Here is a 22,190-nt window from a genome sequence, read left to right on the forward strand (position 1 = left end):
CATTGATCTGAAAGGTTTTTCAAAGGCGCCTCGAGCGCCTTTGTTATTTTTGTTGCATTGCCGCATCAAGGGCGTATGCTGCATTGCATCAAGCCACTCCCTGATGCCCCATGGCCGCCGCCTTCAGCGATCGCTTCAGTGATGCCACCCGCCAGCTCGCCGCCGCGGCAACGCGCGCGAACCGGTTGGCGTTGGAGAACGCGGAAAGCATGTTCGGGGTGCAGCTGAAGGCAATGGAGCGCAGCCTGACTGCGACCGGCGGCTGGCTCGGCGAGCTGGCCCGCGGCGAGGATGCGGTGGGCACCCTGTCGCGCGGGGCACAGCTGTGGCAGGACAACCTGCAGCGGTTGGGCCAGGCCCAGCAGGACATGCTCGGGCTCGGCCTGCAGGCCAGCAGGGCCTGGTCCGAACTGGTGCAGGGCTGCAACGAATCAACGGCGGACGCGAACGGCAACAGCCACTGACGCGACGCAACGCTCATTGCATGGGTCCCTCCCCCCATGCAATCCGGACCCGGCAGATCCCTCCCTCTGCCGGGTCTTTTTTTGCCTGGCGTCTGGATGGCGGAGCGCCTCTCTGCCGGCACGCTGCGCGTACCGATGGGCCACGCAGCCGCGGATCAGCGCTGTGGGCAAATGTCCCCCGCCGCCGGCCGCTGGCCGTCATTCCCTTTACGTTGCCCAAAGGGCCATGGGGTGGTTTTGGAGAACGAGCAGGCATTGCTGATGCCACCACGGTTCATCGTGAAACCCAGGGCAGGCGGCTTCCCGCCACTGTGCGAGATTCCGCGTCTGGTCTATCACCCGCATGAGGGTGTGCTCCCCCAAGACCTTGAAGGTGGGATGAGCGGCTACTGGCTGGTCGCAGAGCGGCTTCGCCAAGCGCGTCGAACAACTACGTGATTGAACCGCCCCACCATGACGGGCGCCGAACGGCCTTGGCCACGTTCTCGATCCATCGGAAGTCGCAATTGCCACGCTGACGCATCCCAATGCTGCAAGGGCTTGCCTAGTCGATCCACCCGCTTCGCCCGGAACTATGTGCTTGTTCCGGACGACACCCGCTGTCAGCTGCAGGGTCTTGCATGAGAAGCGCTCGCGCTCCTTTCCACACCGGCAGTAAGCTCATCCCTGCGTGAAAACTCCCTGGATGGACGCGAGGCGTGGCCCGATAGCACAAAACAGCCCGAAGCGCGGGGAGTTCTTTCTCCTCATCCCCGACACGACGAGAAGAGGGAGAGGGCATGGCGTTGTTTTTGACAACGTCAAGCGGCTACGCACCCCACCGCGACTGATCCTGCGGCCGGAGGCCCGGGGATTCCCTCATCTGGTCGAACCACCGCGCTTGGTCTATTCACCCCAAAAGGGAGATCAGCCCGAGGATCTGGAAAGCAGAATGAGTGGCTACTGGCTGGATGGGATGCAGGCATTGGCGGGAAAAAGCGCTCCCGCGGTCTGTGGTTCACGGACGCAGCTGATATCTGAAGCGACAACCTGACTCCAAGGACGAAGAGACCGCATGCCGCGTAAGGGCCCCATCTTTCAGGACCATCACATCCTTGAGCAACAGGTCTTCTACAACAACGAGCTACTGCAGGCGCAGGTAGAAGTTGACCTCATCGGTACGAAACGCCAACCAATTGGACACCAAGCGCCAAACAAACTGGACAGCAGCGCCAAATGAACTGGACACCGGCACCAGACTGGACACTACCAGCGTGGCTGTAATTTGAGACGAATCTCACATGAGCGCGACTTGTCCAGCGGTTGATGTCGGGATCGGCCTATTCTCGCCCTGCCTACCGAACCTTCTGCTAATACCTCTGTTGGGTCTGAACGCCTATCCTGAGCGCTGAATTGATGTGCCAGTCTCAATCGTTACCTCGCTCGCGAAGGTACGGATTGGTCTGTCAGCGGGAGGGCGAGTACGCTATCTGGGACCATTCCGAAGACGCAGCCGCATGAAATCGACTACGCCCAACCACCCCATGCTTGGGGAATTTTTCATCCTTGAAGCTGGAGCGATCAATGGCCCATCCTGCGGGGTTGTCTTTGAGAACCTCGGCAAGTTGCTGTCACCTCCGCGCCTGATTCTACGGCCGGAGGGTGGGGGCTTCCCTGTGCTGAATGAAGTTCCACGCCTGGTCTACGTACCCAGTAAAGGGCCCGCACCGAGGGATCTGGAGCCAGGATTCAGCGGCTACTGGCTCGTGTCAGAGCGGTTGCACAACGTCATGGCTGTGGTGGATCCCAGTGCTTTCGCCTTCGCGGAGGTTGATTACCGGCTCCCAGATGGCAGTAAGGGGCCGCGCCACTTTCTGTGCACTGTGGTGCAAGAGATCGACGCGTTGGACGAGGAGGCCTCCAAGCTCTTCATCGATACGACCGAAGAGTTCATCAATGGCAAATTCTATGACTTGACGGGTGGTGCCAGCGTAACCTTCAAACGAGACGTACTGGGTTCGGCACACGTGTTTAAGACGCCTTACACAAGCACGATCTTCTGCGACCAAGCCTTTAAAGATGCCGCGGCTTCGGCAGGTATTGCGACTGATAGTGATGCCAATGGCATGTGGTTCATTGACGCCGCGGATATCTGATAGCCCAGTAGTTGGTGACCAGGAAGGAGCCTGATCCATGTCCCGTAAAGGACCTGTTTTTCAAGATCACCACGCTATCGAGCAGCAGACGCTGGACCGCAGCCCCTTGCTCAAAGCTATTTCGGAAGCCGGGCATTTCAACATCCATGCCCCGGAGAACCGCATCTTTCTCCCAGCCGATCCAGTGTTTGCGCAGACTCTGGGTATCACGCCTCATGGTGGCGGCCCTATCGCGGACTACCAGATCGGGCTTCAGCAGCGTTTGCGGCGCCTCGAACAAAGCCCCGATGGCGCCAGAGCGCTGCAGGCGATCCCGACGCACTGGCTCGAGTTGCAGGTCGTGTGGAGACTTTCCGAGACATCGTTCGGGCCGGCTTGATCAACGGTGACCTATACACCAACGCGCCCTATGGCCTTCGCGCAGACGATATCCGGCCCAACGTTCAGAGCTTCTTCCAGAACGAATCCGGCTATGGGCGAGCCCATGCAGCCCAACTTCAACAGTTGAAGCGCTTCGCTCCGATCGACAATGGTTGGGCGGGAGTCACCCACACCGAAGGTCGCGTGGTGAGCGCGCTCCAGCATATCCAAACCGTTCCGAACCCTCTGACGCGCGGTGGTGCGACGGAGCTGCAGCGCCATGGTCTTTCCCTGGCGATCTCCAACGCACACCACGACGGCCGTTTGAGCATGTCACCAGGTAGCATCCTGGTGGTAGAGAACACCTTGGGCGCTGAAGCTGCCTCCCCCCTTCGCGCTCCGCGTGCTCAACAAGGGGGGGTTTCCATGGAACTGCTCATGGGCGAGGCGTCAGCCCGGACTCTGGTCCGCTCCGGTGGCCTGCTGACCACCGGCGCCGATGCGATCTTGACTGCCCGGCGCACTGCCGAACTACTGGAGCAAGGCAATACAACCGCAGCGCAATCGGAGTTCAACCATGCCATCGCCCGCAATGTCGGCGGATGGGGAGGCGGTGCCGCCACCGCCATGGCGTTGGGTGGCAGTGGGTTCCTGCCTGCCGCCGTGGTGGCGGCCGATGCCCTGCTGCTAAGCAAGGCATTCGAGAAAGGCGCGGACCTGCGGGACAACTGGGCCACCTACCACCAGACCGACAAGGCGGATGTGGACTGGAAGTTCAACGGCCGCAATTGGGAGCGCCAAACCGCCTTTGCCAGCACGTCCGATGGGCGCAGCAGCTCCGTCGAACGAGATGTGGTGGCGAGTTATCAAAAGTCCCAGGAACTGGGTGCGATGGCCAGCGCAAAAGCAGTGGAGTTGGCGCTGGGCAGGGTGCCACCACCGCGAGACCCGTTCGTGATTCCCGCCCAGCCAAGCGACCAACGCGGGCTGGACAACCAGGACTGGCGCCGCAACGCCGATACCTTGGCGTGGGAACGCCAGGTCAGAACGGGGGTGTCCGGCGCGAACGACCGCGGCATCTACGCAACCCAGACCGCAACGCCTCAGCGTGCCCGGCAGCTCAACCAGGAAGCACTGGCCCGTATCGAGGGCAATATCAGCAACGGCCGCGAAGCCATTGCGGCCACTTACCTGGAAAGCCATGCCGCGCAACGGGCGCAGGACTACCACGTGGACGTGCCGGCAGCGGTGGAGTTGGCGCGGGCGAAAGCCAATAGGGTCCTGGGCTCAGACAGCCGGGTCTACCAGCGCAATGACGCCGGGGAGTGGGCCAGCCCTTCCCGGGTCGCCCATGGCAATCTGGCCACGGAACTGGAGCTGACCAACCTGATGCGCCAGCCTTCGCTGGAACGTTCGCAGCAGGCGTTGGCCGACATCCTGGCCATGCCAGCGCCGACGGCAGCCCAAGCCGAGAAGAACGAACTGCTGCACCGATACCGCAGCGCGGGCATCGATCTGAACGTAAATCCGGATACCCAGCACGCCATCGCGCTGGCGGTGCAGCGGACACTGGAGGCCAACGACGTTACCGGCCGGACGATGCAGCAACTGCAACCCGATGGGGCGGACAAGCGCGGCTTCGACAGCCCGATCCTCCACTTCCAGACCGGGCCGGACGGAGTAGCTCACCAAGTCGCCACTACCAGCAGCAAAGAGCTGCGGCAGGCATTGCATGATGTGCGAGCCCAGCGCCATGAGCAGATGCCCATCCCCGATACCCCGGAGCTGCGCATCGCGACGCTGTCACCGGACCAGCGGCACGCGTATGAGCAGACACTGCGCGAAGCCAACCGGCAGGGCGTATCCACCCAACAGGCGCAGCGGGTGGCAACCTTGGCGGCAGTCAACCTGCACGCTCCGCAAATGGAGGAAACCCGGGCGCCGCAAGCGGTGGTCGAGGTACAGCGGCAACCTGATGCAAAGCCGTCACCTGATGCAGTGACGATGGCCGCCGCGTCCGCGCCCGTTGCTGCTTCGCCGCTGATCGCGCCGGGACGCCTTGAACAAACCCGGCCGCCCATTCACCGCGATGCGCGACGGACTGAACCGGATCTGCAGCCGGCCCCAGCCGTGGTGGATGCTTCGACCCGGCCGGGCAATGTTGGCCAACCCGTTCCCATGCAGCCCGCGCCATCGGCGCAGCATGAGCACCAGGTTGCGCTGACGGGCGCCCGGGCCCAGGACGCCTCGCAGCAGCATGCCGCACCTCGCTTGCCCGATCAGCTCACACCGAGTGCGCCGCTGAACGGACAGCCCGACACTGGGCAGCGCCAACTCATCGAAAATCATCCGCCTCGCAATCAGGCGATGCCTGCTCAGCCGGCAGAGAACCTGCGGGCCGAACCAGCAACGCCGGCGCCGTCCTACCAGCAAGACACGCCGCTGGTGGCAATGACGCCACTACAGGCCGATCATCCCGACCATGCGCTCTATCAGCAGATCCGCGAGCAGGTGACGGCGCTGGATGCCAGGCACGGGCGCAGCTTCGATGCGACCAGCGAGCGGATGACGGTCAGTCTGCTGGTCCTGGCCAAGGACAATGGATTGGATCGGGTGGACCATGTGGTGCTGAGCAATGCTACTGCCGACAAGGCTGCGGGGCATAACGTGTTCGTTGTCCAGGGTGAACTGAACAACCCCGCGCACCAGCGTGCGTACATGCCTACCGAGCAGGCAGTACAGACCCCGGTGCACGATTCATTGCAGCGGTTCGAGGTGATCAGCCAGCAACAGCAGCAGATTCAGGCGCAGCAGTTGGAGCAGCAACTGCAGACGGAGCGCGAGCAGCAGGGGCAGGTGCGCGGCATGAGCATGAGCTGAGATCCGGGGTGGGCGTGCTGGTTTCGGCTTTGGTTTGAGTCCCAACACGCCCCAAACCGTACTCAGCCACGTGCCACGCCCATGCGCTCGGCCACTTCATCGGGTATCAGGCGCTCGCGCCTGCCGGCAAAGAGCATCGTTACACCCCAGTGTTGGGCATCTTCGCTGGCCTTCTCGCTCGGGACGATCAATTTTCCGCAGTTGCCCTCAGCGCCCGCGGCCACCATGCCAGTGCTGGTGCCAGGCCTGGAACATCAGCACGTTCCACAGGTGCGTGTGCCATTTGCGCTCACCGCGCAGGAAGGCTTCCCAGATACCGCGCACGCGTACCGCATCGAAACAACCCTGGTTGCGCAGCAGCTGCGGGGCCAGCAGCGCCTCGGCCCAGTCGCGCAGGGGACCGGCCAGCCAGCGCGCCATCGGCGGACCGAAGCCGCGCTTGGGCCGGTACACCAGCGGTTCCGGCAGATAGCGCGCCAGCAGGTGCTTGAGGATCCGCTTGTGCTCGCCATCGTGGTACTTCAGGTGCTGCGGCAGGCGCCAGGCCAGGCGCACCACCTCCATGTCCAGCAGCGGTGCGCGGGTTTCCACGCCCGCCGCCATGCCGGCCCGGTCAACCTTGGCGAGGATGCCCTCGGCCAGATCCATGCGGAAGTCGAGCAGCTGGATGCGCGCCTCGGCCGGCAACGCGGTGTCCTGCTGCTGGAAGATCGTCATCGGTTCACGCGCGCCCAGTACCACCTGCGCCGGCTGCCGCCAGCGGGTGACGCGTTGCAGGTAGTGCCCCTCTACATCGTTGGCGGCGACCTCGGCCACCAGTGCACGCCAGCCACCGAGGCGGCCGCGTTCGACGTTCATGCGGTTGCCGCTGCGCCGCGCCAGGTCACGCACCCAGTCCGGCAGGCCGCCACACAGCCGCGCATTGCGCAGCGCGCGACCATAGCTGGGATGGCCGAAGAACAGCTCATCGCCGCCGTCGCCGGTCAGCGCCACCGGCTTGCGTGCGCCCAGCAGTTCACTGGCCAGCAGGGTCGGCAGCTGCGAAGCATCGGCGAACGGCTCGCACCAGACCTGTGGCAGGCGCTGCAGCAGATCCAGGCCCTGGCGCGCGTCCATCCGGTGCAGGTGGTGCTGCACGCCCAGATGCCGCGCGACCTGCGAGGCCCAGTCGCTCTCGTCATGGCCGGGATCGTCGAAGCCGACCGTCCACGCTTCGATCGGCAGGGTCGACTGTGCCTGCATCATCGCCGTCACCAGCGAGGAATCGGTGCCGCCGGACAGGAACGCGCCGCAGGCCAGCGGCGAATGCATGCGGGCAGCGATGGCTTTCTGCAGTACCGCTTCCAGCTGGTCGGTGGCCTGCTCCAGGCTGGGTGCCGGCTGCAACGGCTCCTGCAGTGCGGTCTGCATCGCATCACGTGCGCACCAGTAGCGCGAACCGCCCTGCGCGGCCTGGCTGGAGCCGCCCGCGGCGTGATCGCTGAGGTCGATGCGCAGCATCGCGCCCGCCACCAGCTTGTGGATGCCGCGATAGATGGTGTGCGGCGCCGGCACATAGTCGTGCCGCAGCAGCAGGCTCAATGCATCCTGGTCGATGCTCGGCGAGAATCCGGCAAATGCTTGCAGTGCTTTCAGTTCGGAAGCGAACAGGAACCTGCCCTGGTACCAACCGTAGTAGAGCGGCCGCTCGCCCACCGGGTCACGCGCCAGCCACAGCTCGCGCGACTCGCGGTCCCATACGCTGAAACCGAATGCGCCCTCGATGCGCGACAGCGCCCGCTGCACGCCCCACTCGACGATGGCCTGCAGCAACAGGCGCGCATCGCTGCAGCTGCGCGGCAGATCGCGCAGCTGCGCCTGCAGGTCGGCGCGGTTGTACAGGCGGCCGTCCAGGCACAGCACGTAACGGCCACACTCCGAGCTCAGCGGTTGCAGGGGCGTATCGGTCGGCGCCCGGCAATGGCCCAGTGCCAGGCCGGCATCGGCGTCGGTCCAGTAACCGATGCGGCCGCGGCCACGCTGCTGCAGGGCGCGCAGCATCGGCGCCAGCTGTTGCAGCAGGTGCTCGTCATCGGCCGGCGGCAGCCAGGCCCCGACCACGCCACTCATCGGGCACCTCCACGGCGGCGACGGCGGCAGGACAGACTCGGCAAGCGGGGAGCGGCGGGCGACATGGGGACGGCACGCGGAACGGAGGAGACTCCATGCTCAGCCCGCCCCCGGCCCGGCGTCAGTCGCTTTGCTGTCAGCGATGGTCACCGGATGTATCACGAAGGTAACGTTTTGTAACGGCAACCGGCTATGCTGGGCGCCAAGTTGTTGCCGGGACTGAGGCCCGGCCCGTGCGCCAGCAACCCCGGCTGAATGGCGCCCGCCCCCTGGACCCGGGCGGCCCGAAGGCTGGGATAGCATCGCCGCGCTCGTGCCGTGGCGGTACGTTTGCGCCCACGGAGGCCTTGAAAATGCTGGATATCGTACTGGTCGAAGACGATGCCCGCCTGGGTACGATGGTCAGCGACTATCTGCAGCGGCATGGCTACCAGGTGGCCCATGAGCGCAGCGGCGAGCGCGCGGTGACCCGGATCCTGGCCGAGAAGCCCGCGCTGGTGCTGCTGGATGTCGGCCTGCCGGACCAGGATGGTTTCGAAGTGTGTCGGCAGATCAGGCCCCACTATGACGGCATCATCTGCGTGCTGACCGCCCGAACCGACAACATCGACCAGGTGCTGGGGCTGGAGCTGGGCGCCGACGACTACATCGGCAAGCCGATCGAACCGCGGGTGCTGCTGGCCCGGCTGCGCGCCCACCTGCGTCGCCACCGCCGGGTCGAGCCGCGCGATGGCAGCCTGCGCTTCGGCGAGCTGAACATCGACCCGTCCACCCGCAACGTGCACCTGCAGGGCGCCCTGCTGGAGCTCACCACCGCCGAGTTCGACCTGCTGTTCCTGCTGGCCAGCAATGCCGGCCAGATCCTCGACCGTGACGCGCTGTTGCGCGGCCTGCGCGGGATCGCCTTCGACGGGCTGGACCGCTCGATCGATGCCCGCATCTCGCGCCTGCGCCGCAAGCTGGGCGACAACCCGGAACAACCGGAACGGATCAAGACCGTGCGTGGCCGCGGCTACCTGTTCAGCCGCTCGGCATGGGGATGAAGCGCACGCCGTCGGCGATGCGCGGGCACGCCTTCCACTTCCTGCGCTACGGCATCGGCTTCCTGGTCGCCCACCTGCTGCTGATCGTGCTCGGCCTGTGGGCCTGGGACGCCCTGCTCGAGGACCGTACCGAAGCCGGCCTGCAGGCCGAGATGCGCGGTACCCATGCCCTGCTGCAGCACCGCTTCGCCGAAACGCCGCGCGACCAGTGGCCGGCGCTGGCGCGCGAGCTCGACGCCGATTTCGCCTATGCGCTGCGCATGCTGCCGCTGGCCGATGCGGTCAAGGAGCTGCCGGCCAGCCAGCGCCCGCCGTTCAACAACGGTCGCGTGCAGATCGACCTTGAGCACATGCGCAGCCTGCAGCGCATCGGCGACAGCGACTACGCGGTGATGCTGGGCCCGCTGGACGAAGCACTGCCCGATGAGGGCTGGCAGGACAGCGAAGTTTCCGGCGTGGCGATCCTGCTGCTGATCCTGATGGTGGCGGTGGCGCTGCCGATGTACGTGATGGTCTACCGCCTGTGGCGCGACGTCTCGCAACTGGCCCAGGCCGCCCGGCAGATGCGCGATGGCCAGCTGGACACGCGGGCGCCGCGTGCGGGCACCGCGCTGGTGAGGCCGCTGGCCAACGCCTTCAACCATATGGCCGAGCAGCTGCAGCAGCTGCTGGAAAGCCAGCGCGTACTGGCACAGGCCGTGGCACACGAAGTGCGCACGCCGCTGGCGCGGATGCGCTTCGGCCTGGCCGACCTGGAGGACACCGCGCTCGATGACGTGCAGCGCGATGCCCTGGGGGGCCTGCGCACCGACGTTGATCGCCTGCAGCACCTGACCGATGCCGGCGTCGAGTACGCCGCGCTGGGGCGCTGCCATCAGCTGACCCGCCAGCGCCTGCAGTTGGCCGCGCTGGTGCGCGGCGTGGTGGCCCAGTTCGCGCCGCTGCCGATGCCGGTACAGCAGGCGCTGTCACCGACCGGCCTGGTCAACGTCAACCGGCACATGCTGGAGCTGGCGCTGCGCAACCTGCTGGGCAATGCACTGCGCTATGCGCGGCGGCAGATCCGCATCGCCAGCACGGTCAACGACGGTTGGCTGTGCCTGCAGGTGGAGGACGACGGCCCCGGCATCGCGCCGGAACTGCGCGGCCAGGTTCTGCAACCCTACGTCCGCCTGGACCCGGGCAGCCCTGGATTCGGGCTCGGCCTGGCGCTGGTACAGGTGGTGGCCGACAAGCATGGCGGTCACGTCGAGGTGACCGATTCGGAGCTGGGTGGCGCCTGCATCCGCCTGCACCTGCCGCTGGAAACCGGCGCCGTGGTGGAGTGCGAACAGGACTGCTAGGCCGCGGGCTCGGCACGCGGCAACGCAAACACGAACAGCGCGCCACGCGCGCTGTCGCGCAGTTCGATGCGGCGTCCATGCAGCTGCACGATGCGCTGCACGATCAACAGGCCCAGCCCGCCATTGTCGCCACGCCGTGCGCCCAGCGCGGCCGGCGCCTGGAACAGCTGCGTGCGCAGCGCAGGCGCGACACCGGGGCCATCATCGGCCACGCTCACTTCCACGCTGTCGGGCGTCGCCCGCAGGCTCACCTCGATCCGGCCACCTTCCGGCGCATGCCGCAGGGCGTTGTCGAGCAGATTGGTCAGCACCCGCTCGACCAGGCCGAGATCGGCACGCACCAGCGGCAGGCCCGGGGGAAACGCTGCATGCAGGCGCTGGTTGCGGGCCTGCGCTGCAAGCTCGAACTTCTGCAGCACGTCCTGCAGCAGCTCGGGCAGCGCGAACACTTCCCACTCCAGCCGGACCTCACCGTGCTCCAGCCGTGCCAGCTCGAACAGCGCGCGTGCCAGCCGGCCAACCTTGGCACTCTGCGCCAGCGCGATGCCGAGATAGCGGCGCCGCTCGTCTGCCGGCAGCGTTGCATCCTTCAGCGCCATCGTTTCCAGGTAGCCGTGCAGCGACGACAGCGGCGTACGCAGGTCGTGGGAAATGTTGGCCACCAGCTCGCGCCGCTGCAGGTCCTGCTGGCGCAGCTGCTGCCATTGCTCGCCCAGCCGCTGCGCCATCTGCGCATGGGCGTGTTCAAGGATCACCAGTTCGTCGCGCTCACCGGGACGCAGCGGCTGCGGCGGTGGCAGCGCTGTTGGCGCATCGATGTCGAACGCCTGGATGCGCCGGGTCAGCCGCCGCAGCGGACGCGTCACCCAGTAGAACGCCACCAGCCCAGCCAGCAGGCCCAGGCCGCCGACCAGCATCACCGACCAAAGCGTGGTGTTCCACTGGCTGCCCGCGGCCAGGTCGTCGGCAAGCATCTGCCGATGCTCGCCGACCAGCACCACGTACACGTAGCCGGCCTGGCGGCCCTGCACGATCAACGGCGCGGCACTGAACACCTTGCGGCCATCCGCGCTGCGCGGGTCATCGCCCAGGATCGGCAACGGCGCACCGGCCAGCAGGCGCCGCAGCGGTGCCACGTCCACCCGGTTGCGCACCAGGTGGCCGCTGGGCGCATCGTGGCCGAGGATGCGGCCCTGGTCATCCAGCAGATACACCTCGACGCTGGGATTGACCGCCATCAGCTGCCCGAACAGCGCGCGCACGGCAGCGTCGCGCATGCCGCTGGTGTCCATCAGTTCACTGCGCTGGGCAATGTGCTCGGCCAGGCCCAGCGACAGCCGCTGCACCACTTCCTGCTCGTGGCGGGTGTTGGCGCGCATCTGCAGCGCCAGCAGCGCCATGCAGCACATCAGCATCAGCGCCGCGATCACCGCCGCCAGCTTCTGCCACAGGTTCGGCCTGATCATGCCGCCGCCCCGGCCGGATCAACCAGCTTGTAGCCACGGCCCCACACCGTCAGCAGCCGCCGCGGGTTGGCCGGATCGGCTTCGATCTTGCTGCGCAGGCGGTTGATGTGGGTGTTGACGGTGTGCTCGTAGCCATCGTGCTGGTAGCCCCAGACCTGGTTGAGCAGTTCCATGCGCGCGAACACCTGGTCCGGGTGGCGGGCGAAGAACAGCAGCAGGTCGAATTCACGGGGAGTCAGCTCCAGCGCGCTGCCCTCCACCGAGGCGGTACGCGCGACCGGATCCAGCTGCAGCCCGCCCAGCTCGATCGCACCGGCATCGATGCGCGCGCTCTGCGCCATCGCCTCGGCCCGGCGCAGCAGCGCACGCACCCGTGCCACCAGTTCCGGCATCGAGAACGGCTTGGCCAGGTAGTCGTCCGCGCCCAGTTCCAGGCCGACGATGCGCTGGGTTTCACTGCCCCGTGCGCTGATGATGATGATCGGCACGTAGCGCGCCATCGCACGCGCGCGCTGGCACACCTGCAGGCCATCCACGCCGGGCAGCATCACGTCCAGCACCAGTGCATCCCACGGCCCCTCCTGCTCGAGCAGGCGCAGGCCGGCGTCGCCGCTGGCGGCGTGGGCAACGTCGTAGCCTTCATCGCCCAGGTGCATGCGCAGCAGGTCGGCAATGTGGGCATCGTCTTCGACGATCAGGACGCGTTTGGCAGACATCGGCAGCTCGGCGGCAGCGGGGAGGCTGTCCGCATTGTGGCGCGGGACGGCTGCCGATACCTCACGAAAAATTGAATCCTGCGTGAGGATTCGTTGACCCGGGCGGGCGCAGCATGGCCCCGTCGCCCCTTCCCGGAGTCCGCCATGTCCCTCACCCGCCGCCATCTGCTGGGCCTGGGCGGTGTTGCCACTGCCGCCGGGCTGTTCGGGCTCGGCGCCTGCAGCCGCGCCGCGCCGGCCGCCGCCGAAGCACGCCCGCCACGGCAGTTCGAGGTCATGCACAGCGATGCGCAGTGGCGCCAACAGCTGACCCCGGCGCAGTACGCGGTGCTGCGCCAGCAGGCCACCGAGCGCCCGTGGAGCAGCCCGCTCAACAAGGAACACCGGCAGGGCACCTTTGCCTGCGCCGGGTGCGCCCTGCCGCTGTTCTCCTCATCCACCAAGTTCGAAAGCGGAACCGGTTGGCCCAGCTTCTGGGCACCGCTGCACAACGCCATCGGCGAGGACCGCGACGTCACCTTCGGGATGCTGCGGGTGGAAGTCCACTGCCGCCGCTGCGGCGGCCACCTCGGCCATGTGTTCAACGATGGCCCGCGCCCGACCGGGCTGCGCTACTGCATGAACGGCGCGGCACTGGTGTTCATGGCCGGTGCCGCCGATGGCGGCACGGCCGACGGCTGGCGCGTGCCGGTCGGTTCGTCCCCTGCTTCCGGAGCCTGACCATGCTGCTGTTGCTGCTTGCCTATCTCGGGGGCGCGCTGACCCTGCTCAGCCCCTGCATCCTGCCGGTACTGCCGTTCGTATTCGCGCGCGCCGATCGTCCGTTCCTGCGCAGTACGCTGCCGCTGCTGCTGGGCATGGCGCTCACCTTCACCGTGGTCGCCAGCCTGGCCGCGGTGGGCAGCCAATGGGTGGCGCAGGCCAACCAGATCGGACGCTGGATCGCCCTGCTGCTGATGGCGCTGTTTGCGCTGGCTCTGCTGTGGCCGCGACTGGCCGACCATCTGCTGGCACCGTTCCAGCGCGTCGGCGCCCGCCTGAGCGCACGCGCCGATGCCGCCGATGCCGCAGGACGAGGCGGCGCCTGGACCTCGCTGCTGATCGGCATCGCCACCGGCCTGCTGTGGGCACCGTGCGCCGGTCCGATTCTTGGCCTGGTGCTGACCGGCGCCGCCCTGCATGGCGCCAGCGCCGGTACCAGCACGCTGCTGCTGGCCTATGCACTGGGTGCGATCACCGCGCTGGCGCTGGCGGTATGGGTCGGCGGCCGGGTGTTCCGCGCCCTGCAGGCCCGGCTCGGCGTCGGTGACATGCTGCGCAAGGTGCTGGGCGTGGCCGCGCTGCTGGCGGTGGTGGCGATCGGCCTGGGCTGGGATACCGGCCTGCTGACCCGGCTGTCCTCGGTCAGCACCGCGCGCATCGAGCAGGGCCTGCTCGACGCAGTACCCGGCGCACAGCCCGCAGCGCCGCCGATGATGATGGCCGCCGCCACCGGCGGCGCCGAAGCAGCGCTGCCGATGGAAGGCACCCTGCCCGCTCTGGACGGTGCCAGCGGCTGGCTCAACAGCCCGCCACTGAGCGCGCGGCAGTTGCGTGGCAAGGTGGTGCTGGTCGATTTCTGGACCTATTCCTGCATCAACTGCCTGCGTGCGATGCCGTTCGTGCACGAATGGGAGCGCCGCTACCGCGACCACGGCCTGGTGGTGATCGGCGTGCACACGCCGGAGTTCGCCTTCGAACGCGACCCGCGCAACGTGATGAAGGCGGTGCAGCAGCTGAAGGTTGAATATCCGGTGGCGCTCGACAACCAGTACACCATCTGGCGTGCGTTCAACAATCGCTACTGGCCGGCACAGTACTTCGTCGATGCGCAGGGCAACATCCGCGGCCATCAGTTCGGCGAAGGCAACTACGCACGCTCGGAACAGGTGATCCGGCGCCTGCTGGCCGAGGCTGGCCAGACCCATCTGCCGCCGCCGGCCGATCCGGCCGCCGCCGACCTGCAGGGCGTCGCCGCACAGGCCGACATGGGCAACCTGCGCTCGCCGGAAACCTACCTGGGGCACGCCCGCGCCGAACAGTTTGCCTCGCCCGGTGGCCAGCGCAGCGGCAGTGCATTCGACTACACGCTGCCGGCCCGCCTCGCACTCAACCAATGGGGCCTGTCCGGACGCTGGACGGTGACCGACGAGGCCGCGCAGCTGCAGCAGGCCGGTGGCCGCATCGCCTTCCAGTTCCATGCGCGCGACCTGCACCTGGTGCTGGCCCCGGCGGCGGACGGCAAGCCGGTGCGCTTCCGCATCTGGCTGGATGGCAAGCCTCTGCCCGCCGCCGATGCCGGCAGTGATGCCGGTGCCGATGGCAGCGGCGTGGTTGACGAACACCGCCTGTACCAGCTGGTGCGCCAGCGCGGCACGGTCGGCCCGCACCGCTTCGAGATCGAATTCCTCGATGCGGGCGCGCGGGCCTACGCCTTCACCTTTGGTTGAACCGGGAGGACACGATGAAACTCTCCTTTGAACAGGGCATCGCCGCCGGCGTCGCCGGCCTGGTGGCCGCAGCACTCATCGCCGGCGTGCTGCTGGTCGATCATGGTGCGCTTGCGGCACCGGTAGATGCCGCTGCGCAGGCCAGGGCACTGCCGGCGCCCAGCGGCGACGCCGCGTTCCGCGACGAGGCCAGCCACGCCAGCGTGGTGTTCGCCGGCGGATGCTTCTGGGGCGTGCAGGGCGTGTTCCAGCACGTCAAGGGCGTAAGCAATGCGGTCTCCGGGTACATCGGCGGCAGCGCGGCCGACGCACGCTATGAGCGGGTCAGCAGCGGCCACACCGGCCATGCCGAGGCGGTGAAGATCGACTACGACCCGCGCCAGGTCAGCTATGGCCAGCTGCTGCAGGTGTTCTTCTCGGTGGTGCACGATCCCACCCAGCTCAACCGCCAGGGGCCCGACCAGGGCAGCCAGTACCGGTCGGCGATCTTCAGCGACGACAGCCGCCAGCAGGCCGCCAGCCGCGCCTACATCGCCCAGCTCGGCCAGGCCGGCAGCTACCGCGCGCCGATCGTCACCCAGCTGGCCAGCGGACAGCGCTTCTATCCGGCCGAGAGCTATCACCAGAACTACATGACCAACTATCCGCAGGCGGCCTACATCCGCTACTACGACGCACCGAAGCTGGCCGCGCTGGGCAAGCAGTTCCCGGCGCTGTACCGGCGCAATGCGGTGCTGGTGCCGATGCGTTGACGACCTGGGTAGTGCCGGCCGCTGGCCGGCAACCGCACCGTTCCGGATCCAGGGATTGCCGGCCAGCGGCCGGCACTACCTGCACAAAAAAAGACGCACGGCCATCCAGCCGTGCGCTTGGGAAGTATCGGCCAGGCTCCGATCAGGCCTGGCCGACGACGACATGCTAGGCTCGCCATCATCATGGGTACAGCACCAGATGGCGGGAACTTCGATGGATACAGATGACCAGGCTTCGATGATTCCTCCCCGCTACCAGCGGCTGTCCGATGAACTGGCCGAGGCCATCCACGGCGGTCGTCTTCCCGTCGGCAGCCGCCTGCCGTCGCTGCGGCAGATGGCGTTGCAGCGCCGGCTGAGCCTGAACACGGTGATCGCCGCCTACCGCCAGCTGGAAGATGCCGGCCTGGTGATTCCGCGGCCGAAGGCGGGGTTCGAGGTAGCGCCGCGACTGTCCGTGCCGGATCGCTCGCTGCGCGATGTGCCTTCAGCCCCCACCGCGCCGCTGCAGCAGGCGCTGATGAGCCGGGTGCTGGAAGCGCAACGGCGCCCCGGCGTGATCGACCTGGCCTTTGCCGGCCCGCGCGGCCGCCAGTTCTACCCGGGTGCGCAGCTGGCCCGGCATACCGCGCAGGTGCTGCGTCATGGCCAGCAGACGGTGGAGACCTACGCGCGCCCCAACGGTTCGCCACGGCTGCTGGCACAGATCGTGCGCCGCGGCCCGCGCATGGGCCTGCACACCCACAGCGAGCGCCTGCTGCTGACCCACGGCGCAATGGAAGCGCTGCAGCTTGCCCTGCGGGCGGTCACCCAACCCGGCGATGCGGTCGGCATCGAAGCACCTTCCTATTTCAACCTGTATCCGCTGCTGGCCACGCTCGGCCTGCAGGCCATCGAGCTGCCCACCCATCCGCAGCACGGGCTGGATGTCGACGCACTGGCGGCGATGCTGGAGCACACCCCGCTGGCGGCGCTGGTGGTGATGCCGACCGTGCACAACCCGCTGGGCTGCACCATGCCGACGGCAGCCAAGCAGCGCCTGGCTGAACTGGTCAACGCGCGGCAGCTGCCGCTGATCGAGGATGCGGTCTACGCCGAGCTGCAGTTCTGCGAACCGCCGGCGCCCCTGCTGAAGGCCTTCGATCGCGACGGTTGGGTGATGGTGGTCGGTGGTTTCTCGAAGACGCTGGCACCGGACTATCGCATCGGCTGGCTGGAGGGTGGTCGCTTCGCCGAGCGCATCGCGCTGCTGAAATTCCAGTCCACCGGCGGCGAACCGCAGCTGCTCGGCGACGCGGTGGCGGCGTATCTGGAAGCCGGCAGCTATGAGCACCATCTGCATCGGATGCGTCGCCTGTACCGCGAACAGGTCGGGCGGCTGCGCCAGCTGGTGGCCGAGCACTTCCCGCCCGGCACCCGCGCCACCGAGCCGCAGGGCGGTTTCCTGCTGTGGCTGGAACTGCCGGGCGTGGATACACGCGAACTGTTCGAGCGGGCGCTGCAGGAGGACATCGTGTTCATGCCCGGGCAGGTGTATTCGCGGGGCGCGCGCTATCGCCATTGCCTGCGGCTGTCATGCTGCCAGACGCTGGATGCGCGTTTCACCGGCGCGGTGGAGCGGCTGGGCGCGATCGCGCGCGAGCTGGCCGCTGCAGCACGGTAGTGCCGGCCGCTGGCCGGCAACCCCGGGATCGCCGGGTGGATGCAGTTGCCGGCCAGCGGCCGGCACTACCCCAGGTCGTCGAGCAGGTGCGCCGCCAGCGCTTCGCCCTCCGCGCCTGGCAGATGCGGTAGCCGCCCCCAGCAGGGCATCGGCAGGCGCTGCAGCAGGGTGGCGATGTTCTCGTCCTGGCGCTGCATCGCCGGGTCGATGTGGTTGCCGATCCAGCCGAGGCAGTCGACGCCACTGGCCTGCAACGATTGCGCGGTCAGTCGCGCGTGGTTGACGCAGCCCAGGCGCATGCCCACCACCAGCAGCACCGGCAGCCGCAGCGCGCGCACCAGATCAAACTGGTCCAGGCCGGCCGAGAGCGGCGCCAGCCAACCCCCGACCCCCTCCACCACCACGATGTCGGCCTGTGCACGCAGCCGCTCGAACGCGGCCACGATCGGTGCCAGCTCCACCTGCACGCCGTCTTCGGCGGCGGCCAGTTCCGGCGCCAGTGGCTGCCGCAGCGCATACGGGTTCAGGTCGGCATAGTCCGGCACCGGCCAGCTGGCGGCCTGCAGCGCCAGTGCGTCTTCGTTGCGCAGGCCTTGCCCCAGGTCCTGGCTGCCGCTGGCGACCGGCTTCATGCCGACCGCGCGCAGGCCACGCCGGCGCAGCGCATGCAGCAGCGCCGTACTGGCCGCGGTCTTGCCGATCTCGGTGTCGGTGCCGGTAACGAACAGGGCAGGCGGCAGCGTGGCGGGCAACGGCATCAATCGGCTCCAGCAGGGCAACAGGGCCTGCATTATCACCGGCACGGACGGCTTGCTAGACTGCGGGCATGTTCGCCAATGCCTCGCTTACCGGCAGCAAGCCGGAACAATACGCCCAGCTGCTGGAACAGGCCCGTGGCCTGGTCTACGGCGAGTCCGACCGTATCGCCAATGCGGCCAACCTCTCCGCGCTGGTCTATCACGCCCTGCCCGACCTGAACTGGGTGGGTTTCTACCTGTACGACGGCAACGAGCTGGTGGTCGGCCCGTTCCAGGGCCTGCCGGCCTGCGTGCGCATCCCGCTCGACAAGGGCGTGTGCGGTGCCGCCGCCCGCCAGCGCGTGACCCAGCGCGTGGACGACGTCGATGCCTTCCCCGGCCACATCGCCTGTGATTCCGCCTCGCGTTCGGAACTGGTGGTGCCACTGCTGCGCGGTGATGAGCTGATCGGTGTGTTCGACATCGACAGCCCGAAGGTCGGCCGCTTCGATGGCGACGACCAGGCCGGCCTGGAAGCCATTGCCCGCGTGTTCGTCGAGGCCCTGGGATGAGCGCACCGAAGCTGCGCAACATCGGCCCCAAGAGTGCAGCATGGCTGCGCCAGGTCGGCCTGCGCAGCCGCGAAGACCTGGTCGCGATCGGTGCGGTCGGCGCCTTCGTCAAGGTCAAGCGTGCCGGCTTCAAGCCCAGCCTGAACCTGCTGTACTCGCTGGAAGGCGCGCTGCTGGACTGCCACTGGCAGGAACTGAGCGAACCACAACGCGATGCGCTGGTGCAGGATTACGAAGCACGCATCGCCGCGCACCCGCTGAAGGCGGCCGGCCCGGCATCGGGCCCGGTGCATGAGCAGCGCTTCGACGCCGATGATGACGCCGAAGACAGCGTGGCCGAGCACGCCGACGAGGATTGAGGCCTTCGCGTACCTGGCAATGCCGGCCGCCAGCGGCCGGCGCCACCCGGGTGATGCGCGATCGAGCACGCTCAGGGCTGCTGCAGTTCCAGCAGTTCTCCCACCAGGCCCGTTTCGCCACGCTCCAGCCACACCCGCAGGCGCGTGCCGTGGTCGATGCGCAATGCCCAGCACAGCGACATCGGCAGGCCGCAGACCTGCGACAGCACCATGCGCAGCGGGCCGCCGTGGCTGACCACCAGCGTCGGTACCGGATCGTCGTCATCCAGCAGGCGATCCAGCGCGCGCGCGATACGCCGTTCGAAGTGGCCCCAGCTTTCGCCGTTCGGCGGAGGGAACGCATGCGGATCGGCATGGAACGCCGCCAGCGCGTCCTCTGGAAGGTCGAACAGTGACTGTCCGTCCCAATCGCCGAAGTCCAGTTCTTCCCACTCCTCGTCCGCTTCCACGTCCAGCCCGCGCGGGGTCGCCAGCGCCATCGCGGTGTGCAGCGAGCGCAGCCGCGGCGAACTGATCACCCGCTCCCAGGGCTGCGCGGCATAGGCATCGACCAGCTCCTGCGGCAACCGGGCCAGCTGCGGTGGATCGCTGCGGCCATCGAGGAACTCATCGCGACCGTTGCCGGCATGGCGGACCAGGTCGAGGATCATGCGTGCGTCCTGTACAGGCAACGCGGGAACAGCGGAAAACGGGCGGACATCGGCAACGGCACCACGGGATCAAGACGCCATTCTAAAGGCAGTGGAGCATGCCCGACTCGATCCGGCGCCGCGCCTGCCCACCGCAACGGCCGCGATGCCGTAGACTGCGCGCACTTCCAGGTGACCTGCGGCCATGGCCGGCAGGTTGAAACGGGAAGCCGGTGACGCGTGATTCCACGCCATGCCGGCGCTGCCCCCGCAACGGTAAGCACGTCAGTTCCAGGCAACAACGCCACTGTGCCGCGCGCATGGGAAGGCGCCTGGACGGTGGCCTCGCGCCACCCGGCGGCGAGCCCGGAGACCGGCCCGGAAGCCTCAGGTCGCGATGCGGTGGGCATGGCGCTGGATGACCGTGGCCCGCGCTGCGGCATCGGCGCGTGCCTGCCTCCGCGGCTCCTCCCCTTCGCCACGCGGGCGTGCGTGGCACCTGGAGTCCCCCATGAAGCTGCAGTCCCGAATGCTGTCCCTGGCCGTACTGGCGACCCTGCCCGCGCTGGCCCAGGCCGCCGACGACACCACCGCACTCGACCAGATCCTGGTCACCGCCACCCGTACCCCGATCGCCCTGCAGGACAGCATCGCACCGGCCCAGGTGATCGACCGCGCACAGATCGAAGCCAGCCAGGCCACCTCGCTGCAGGAACTGCTGCGCGGCCGCGCCGGCATCAACCTGACCAATGCGGGCGGCCTCGGCAAGCAGAGCTCGCTGTTCCTGCGCGGCACCAACTCCAGCCACACCGTGGTGCTGGTCGATGGCGTACGCATCAACAGTGCCGACCTTGGCCTGGCCATGTACCAGGACCTGCCGCTGGCGCAGATCGAGCGCGTGGAAATCGTGCGCGGCCCCCAGTCGAGCCTGTATGGCGCCGATGCCATCGGCGGCGTGATCCAGATCTTCACCCGCCGCAACACGGGGAATTTCACTCCGCACTTCCAGCTCGGTGGCGGTAGCAATGGCCTGCGTGAGGCCAGCGGTGGCATCGGTGGCGGCACCGAACGTGGCTGGTTCGGCGCCGACATCGCCTACCAGCACTCCGACGGCATCGATGCCTGCCGCGGCTCGGCAACACGCTTCGCCGGCTGCTTCGCCGACGAGCCCGACCGCGACGGCTACCGCAACCTGTCCAAGAGCCTGCGCGGCGGTTACACCTTCAACGACCAGTGGAACGTGGAAGGCAGTGCCCTGCGCACCGACGGCAAGAACCACTACGACGGCTACTACAACTACTCCGAGACCCGCCAGCAGGTGCTGGCCGGCAAGCTGCGCTATACCCCTTCCGAGCGTGTGGCCCTCACTGCCAATGTCGGTCGCAGCGACAACGAATCGGACAACTTCGGCGACTTCGGTGCGCGTGGCAGCGCGCAGACGCACCGTGACAGCGCCTCGCTGCAGGGAGACTTCGGCGTTGCCGAAGGCCAGCTGCTGAGTGCCGGCGTGGACTGGAGCGAAGACAACCTGGATGGCAGCAGCGCTGGCTACCTCGTCGACAGCCGCCGCAATACCGGCGTGTTCGTGCAGTACCAGGGCCGTTTCGGCCGCCACCAGCTGCAGGCCAGCGCGCGCAACGACGACAACCAGCAGTTCGGCAACCATGCCACCGGCAGCGTCGGCTGGGCGCTGCAGCTGGACCACGGCCTGCGCGTCAACGCCAGCTACGGCACCGCCTTCAAGGCACCGACCTTCAGCGACCTGTATGACCCGTGGAGCGGCGTGCCGACGTTGAGCCCGGAAACGTCCAGGAGCGCCAATCTCGGCGTGTCGCAGCAGGGCCAGGGCTGGCATTGGGGACTGGACGTGTATGAAACCCGCATCGATGACCTGATCACCTACGATGCGTCCACCATGAAGATGCAGCAGGTGGAGAAGGCCCGCATCCGCGGTGCCGAACTGACCGGCGGCGTGCTGCTGGCCGGTTTCGACATCAATGCGCAGCTGAGCCATACCGACCCGCGCAACCGTACCCAGGGCAGCAACCCGTTCGACAACTGGCTGCCGCGCCGTGCGCAGCAGACCGCGAGACTGGACATCGACCGCCGTTTCGGCGCTGTCCGCGCCGGCCTGACCGTGCAGGGTGCTGGCAAGCGCTATGACGATGCCGCCAACACGGTCGTCGTTGCCGGCTACGGAACGCTGGACCTGCGTGCCGAGTACGCATTGACGCCGGAGTGGTCGCTGCTGGCGCGTGCCGCCAACGTGTTCGACCGCCGCTACGAGACCGTGGCGTGGTTCAACCAGCCCGGCCGCGAGTACCAGCTGAGCGTGCGCTACCAGCCGAAATGAAGGAACGCGCCGGGCATTGCCTGGCGCCTCCGGATGCCATCGACGCATGGCGTCGATCTACTGTGGTTAGGGAAGTGCCGGTCGCTGGCCGGCAACATCATCCTCATCGGCAACGCATCC

General features: G+C 67.5%; 18 protein-coding genes, 3 pseudogenes and 1 riboswitch. Of the genes and pseudogenes, 16 read left to right on the plus strand and 5 right to left on the minus strand.

What is annotated here, in order from left to right; translation table 11 throughout:
* Positions 1–110: 110 nt before the first annotated feature.
* The 7 genes and pseudogenes from Q0P60_RS05160 (at position 111) to Q0P60_RS20620 (ending at position 5,839) form a co-directional block, all read left to right on the plus strand.
* Positions 111–464 (plus strand): phasin family protein, encoded by a 354-nt coding sequence (locus tag Q0P60_RS05160; protein ID WP_294989189.1) that lies wholly within the window; start codon positions 111–113, stop codon positions 462–464.
* 219 nt (positions 465–683) lie between these two features.
* Positions 684–881: pseudogene (locus Q0P60_RS05165) on the plus strand (DUF1629 domain-containing protein); the annotation flags it as partial.
* A 268-nt stretch (positions 882–1,149) separates the two neighbouring features.
* Positions 1,150–1,413: pseudogene (locus tag Q0P60_RS05170) on the plus strand (DUF1629 domain-containing protein); the annotation flags it as partial.
* 105 nt (positions 1,414–1,518) lie between these two features.
* Entirely contained in the window at positions 1,519–1,683 is a 165-nt protein-coding gene (locus Q0P60_RS05175) for a hypothetical protein (protein WP_294989192.1), read from the plus strand.
* A 277-nt stretch (positions 1,684–1,960) separates the two neighbouring features.
* Positions 1,961–2,599 (plus strand): DUF1629 domain-containing protein, encoded by a 639-nt coding sequence (locus Q0P60_RS05180; protein WP_294989195.1) that lies wholly within the window; start codon positions 1,961–1,963, stop codon positions 2,597–2,599.
* A 37-nt stretch (positions 2,600–2,636) separates the two neighbouring features.
* Positions 2,637–4,702 (plus strand): annotated as a pseudogene (locus Q0P60_RS05185) (hypothetical protein); the annotation flags it as partial.
* Positions 4,703–5,410: 708 nt separating this feature from the next.
* Positions 5,411–5,839, plus strand: coding sequence for an XVIPCD domain-containing protein (locus Q0P60_RS20620; RefSeq protein ID WP_345780314.1), 429 nt, complete (start codon positions 5,411–5,413; stop codon positions 5,837–5,839).
* Between the two features lie 207 nt (positions 5,840–6,046).
* Here the strand turns inward: Q0P60_RS20620 and asnB are convergent, their stop codons facing one another.
* Positions 6,047–7,948, minus strand: a complete 1,902-nt coding sequence (gene asnB, locus Q0P60_RS05190) for an asparagine synthase (glutamine-hydrolyzing) (protein WP_294989199.1) — start codon at positions 7,946–7,948, stop codon at positions 6,047–6,049.
* Between the two features lie 353 nt (positions 7,949–8,301).
* Here asnB and Q0P60_RS05195 point away from each other — a divergent pair, with 353 nt between their 5' ends.
* Together Q0P60_RS05195 and Q0P60_RS05200 are read left to right on the plus strand one after the other, a co-directional pair.
* Positions 8,302–8,991, plus strand: a complete 690-nt coding sequence (locus Q0P60_RS05195) for a winged helix-turn-helix domain-containing protein (protein WP_004154050.1) — start codon at positions 8,302–8,304, stop codon at positions 8,989–8,991.
* Complete coding sequence (locus tag Q0P60_RS05200) at positions 8,988–10,334, plus strand: ATP-binding protein (RefSeq protein ID WP_294989203.1); 1,347 nt, start codon at positions 8,988–8,990, stop codon at positions 10,332–10,334. Before Q0P60_RS05195 ends, Q0P60_RS05200 begins: the two co-directional genes overlap by 4 nt.
* On the opposite strand, the gene Q0P60_RS05205 is transcribed toward Q0P60_RS05200, so the two are convergent.
* The gene (locus Q0P60_RS05205; protein WP_294989206.1) at positions 10,331–11,800 is read right to left on the minus strand and encodes a HAMP domain-containing sensor histidine kinase; all 1,470 of its coding nucleotides are present in this window, start codon (positions 11,798–11,800) and stop codon (positions 10,331–10,333) included. The genes Q0P60_RS05200 and Q0P60_RS05205 overlap by 4 nt on opposite strands.
* Complete coding sequence (locus Q0P60_RS05210; RefSeq protein ID WP_294989209.1) at positions 11,797–12,516, minus strand: response regulator transcription factor; 720 nt, start codon at positions 12,514–12,516, stop codon at positions 11,797–11,799. Before Q0P60_RS05210 ends, Q0P60_RS05205 begins: the two co-directional genes overlap by 4 nt.
* 144 nt (positions 12,517–12,660) lie before the next feature.
* On the opposite strand from Q0P60_RS05210, the gene msrB reads away from it, so the two are divergent.
* From msrB to Q0P60_RS05230, 4 genes are all read left to right on the plus strand, one after another.
* On the plus strand, positions 12,661–13,236 hold the full coding sequence (gene msrB, locus Q0P60_RS05215) for a peptide-methionine (R)-S-oxide reductase MsrB (protein ID WP_294989212.1): 576 nt from the start codon (positions 12,661–12,663) through the stop codon (positions 13,234–13,236).
* Between the two features lie 2 nt (positions 13,237–13,238).
* A complete protein-coding gene (locus Q0P60_RS05220) occupies positions 13,239–15,005 on the plus strand; it encodes a cytochrome c biogenesis protein DipZ (RefSeq protein ID WP_294989215.1) in 1,767 nt (588 codons plus the stop codon).
* A gap of 14 nt (positions 15,006–15,019) precedes the next feature.
* The gene (gene msrA / locus Q0P60_RS05225; protein WP_294989218.1) at positions 15,020–15,757 is read left to right on the plus strand and encodes a peptide-methionine (S)-S-oxide reductase MsrA; all 738 of its coding nucleotides are present in this window, start codon (positions 15,020–15,022) and stop codon (positions 15,755–15,757) included.
* A 214-nt stretch (positions 15,758–15,971) separates the two neighbouring features.
* Positions 15,972–17,420, plus strand: a complete 1,449-nt coding sequence (locus Q0P60_RS05230) for a PLP-dependent aminotransferase family protein (protein ID WP_294989221.1) — start codon at positions 15,972–15,974, stop codon at positions 17,418–17,420.
* A gap of 65 nt (positions 17,421–17,485) precedes the next feature.
* Here the strand turns inward: Q0P60_RS05230 and bioD are convergent, their stop codons facing one another.
* A complete protein-coding gene (gene bioD, locus Q0P60_RS05235; RefSeq protein ID WP_294989224.1) occupies positions 17,486–18,178 on the minus strand; it encodes a dethiobiotin synthase in 693 nt (230 codons plus the stop codon).
* A gap of 68 nt (positions 18,179–18,246) precedes the next feature.
* Here bioD and Q0P60_RS05240 point away from each other — a divergent pair, with 68 nt between their 5' ends.
* Both Q0P60_RS05240 and Q0P60_RS05245 read left to right on the plus strand, forming a co-directional pair.
* Entirely contained in the window at positions 18,247–18,729 is a 483-nt protein-coding gene (locus Q0P60_RS05240; RefSeq protein WP_294989226.1) for a GAF domain-containing protein, read from the plus strand.
* The gene (locus tag Q0P60_RS05245) at positions 18,726–19,088 is read left to right on the plus strand and encodes a TfoX/Sxy family protein (RefSeq protein WP_294989228.1); all 363 of its coding nucleotides are present in this window, start codon (positions 18,726–18,728) and stop codon (positions 19,086–19,088) included. The genes Q0P60_RS05240 and Q0P60_RS05245 overlap by 4 nt, the downstream gene beginning before the upstream one ends.
* Before the next feature lie 71 nt (positions 19,089–19,159).
* Here Q0P60_RS05245 and Q0P60_RS05250 read toward each other — a convergent pair whose 3' ends face one another.
* Positions 19,160–19,738, minus strand: coding sequence for a histidine phosphatase family protein (locus tag Q0P60_RS05250; protein ID WP_294989231.1), 579 nt, complete (start codon positions 19,736–19,738; stop codon positions 19,160–19,162).
* 152 nt (positions 19,739–19,890) lie between these two features.
* Positions 19,891–20,114, plus strand: a riboswitch (cobalamin riboswitch).
* 114 nt (positions 20,115–20,228) lie between these two features.
* Between Q0P60_RS05250 and btuB the strand changes: the two genes are divergently transcribed.
* Positions 20,229–22,070, plus strand: a complete 1,842-nt coding sequence (gene btuB / locus Q0P60_RS05255; RefSeq protein ID WP_294989234.1) for a TonB-dependent vitamin B12 receptor — start codon at positions 20,229–20,231, stop codon at positions 22,068–22,070.
* Positions 22,071–22,190 lie beyond the last annotated feature (120 nt).

The sequence above is a fragment of the uncultured Stenotrophomonas sp. genome, assembly GCF_945952405.1.
GTDB lineage: Bacteria > Pseudomonadota > Gammaproteobacteria > Xanthomonadales > Xanthomonadaceae > Stenotrophomonas.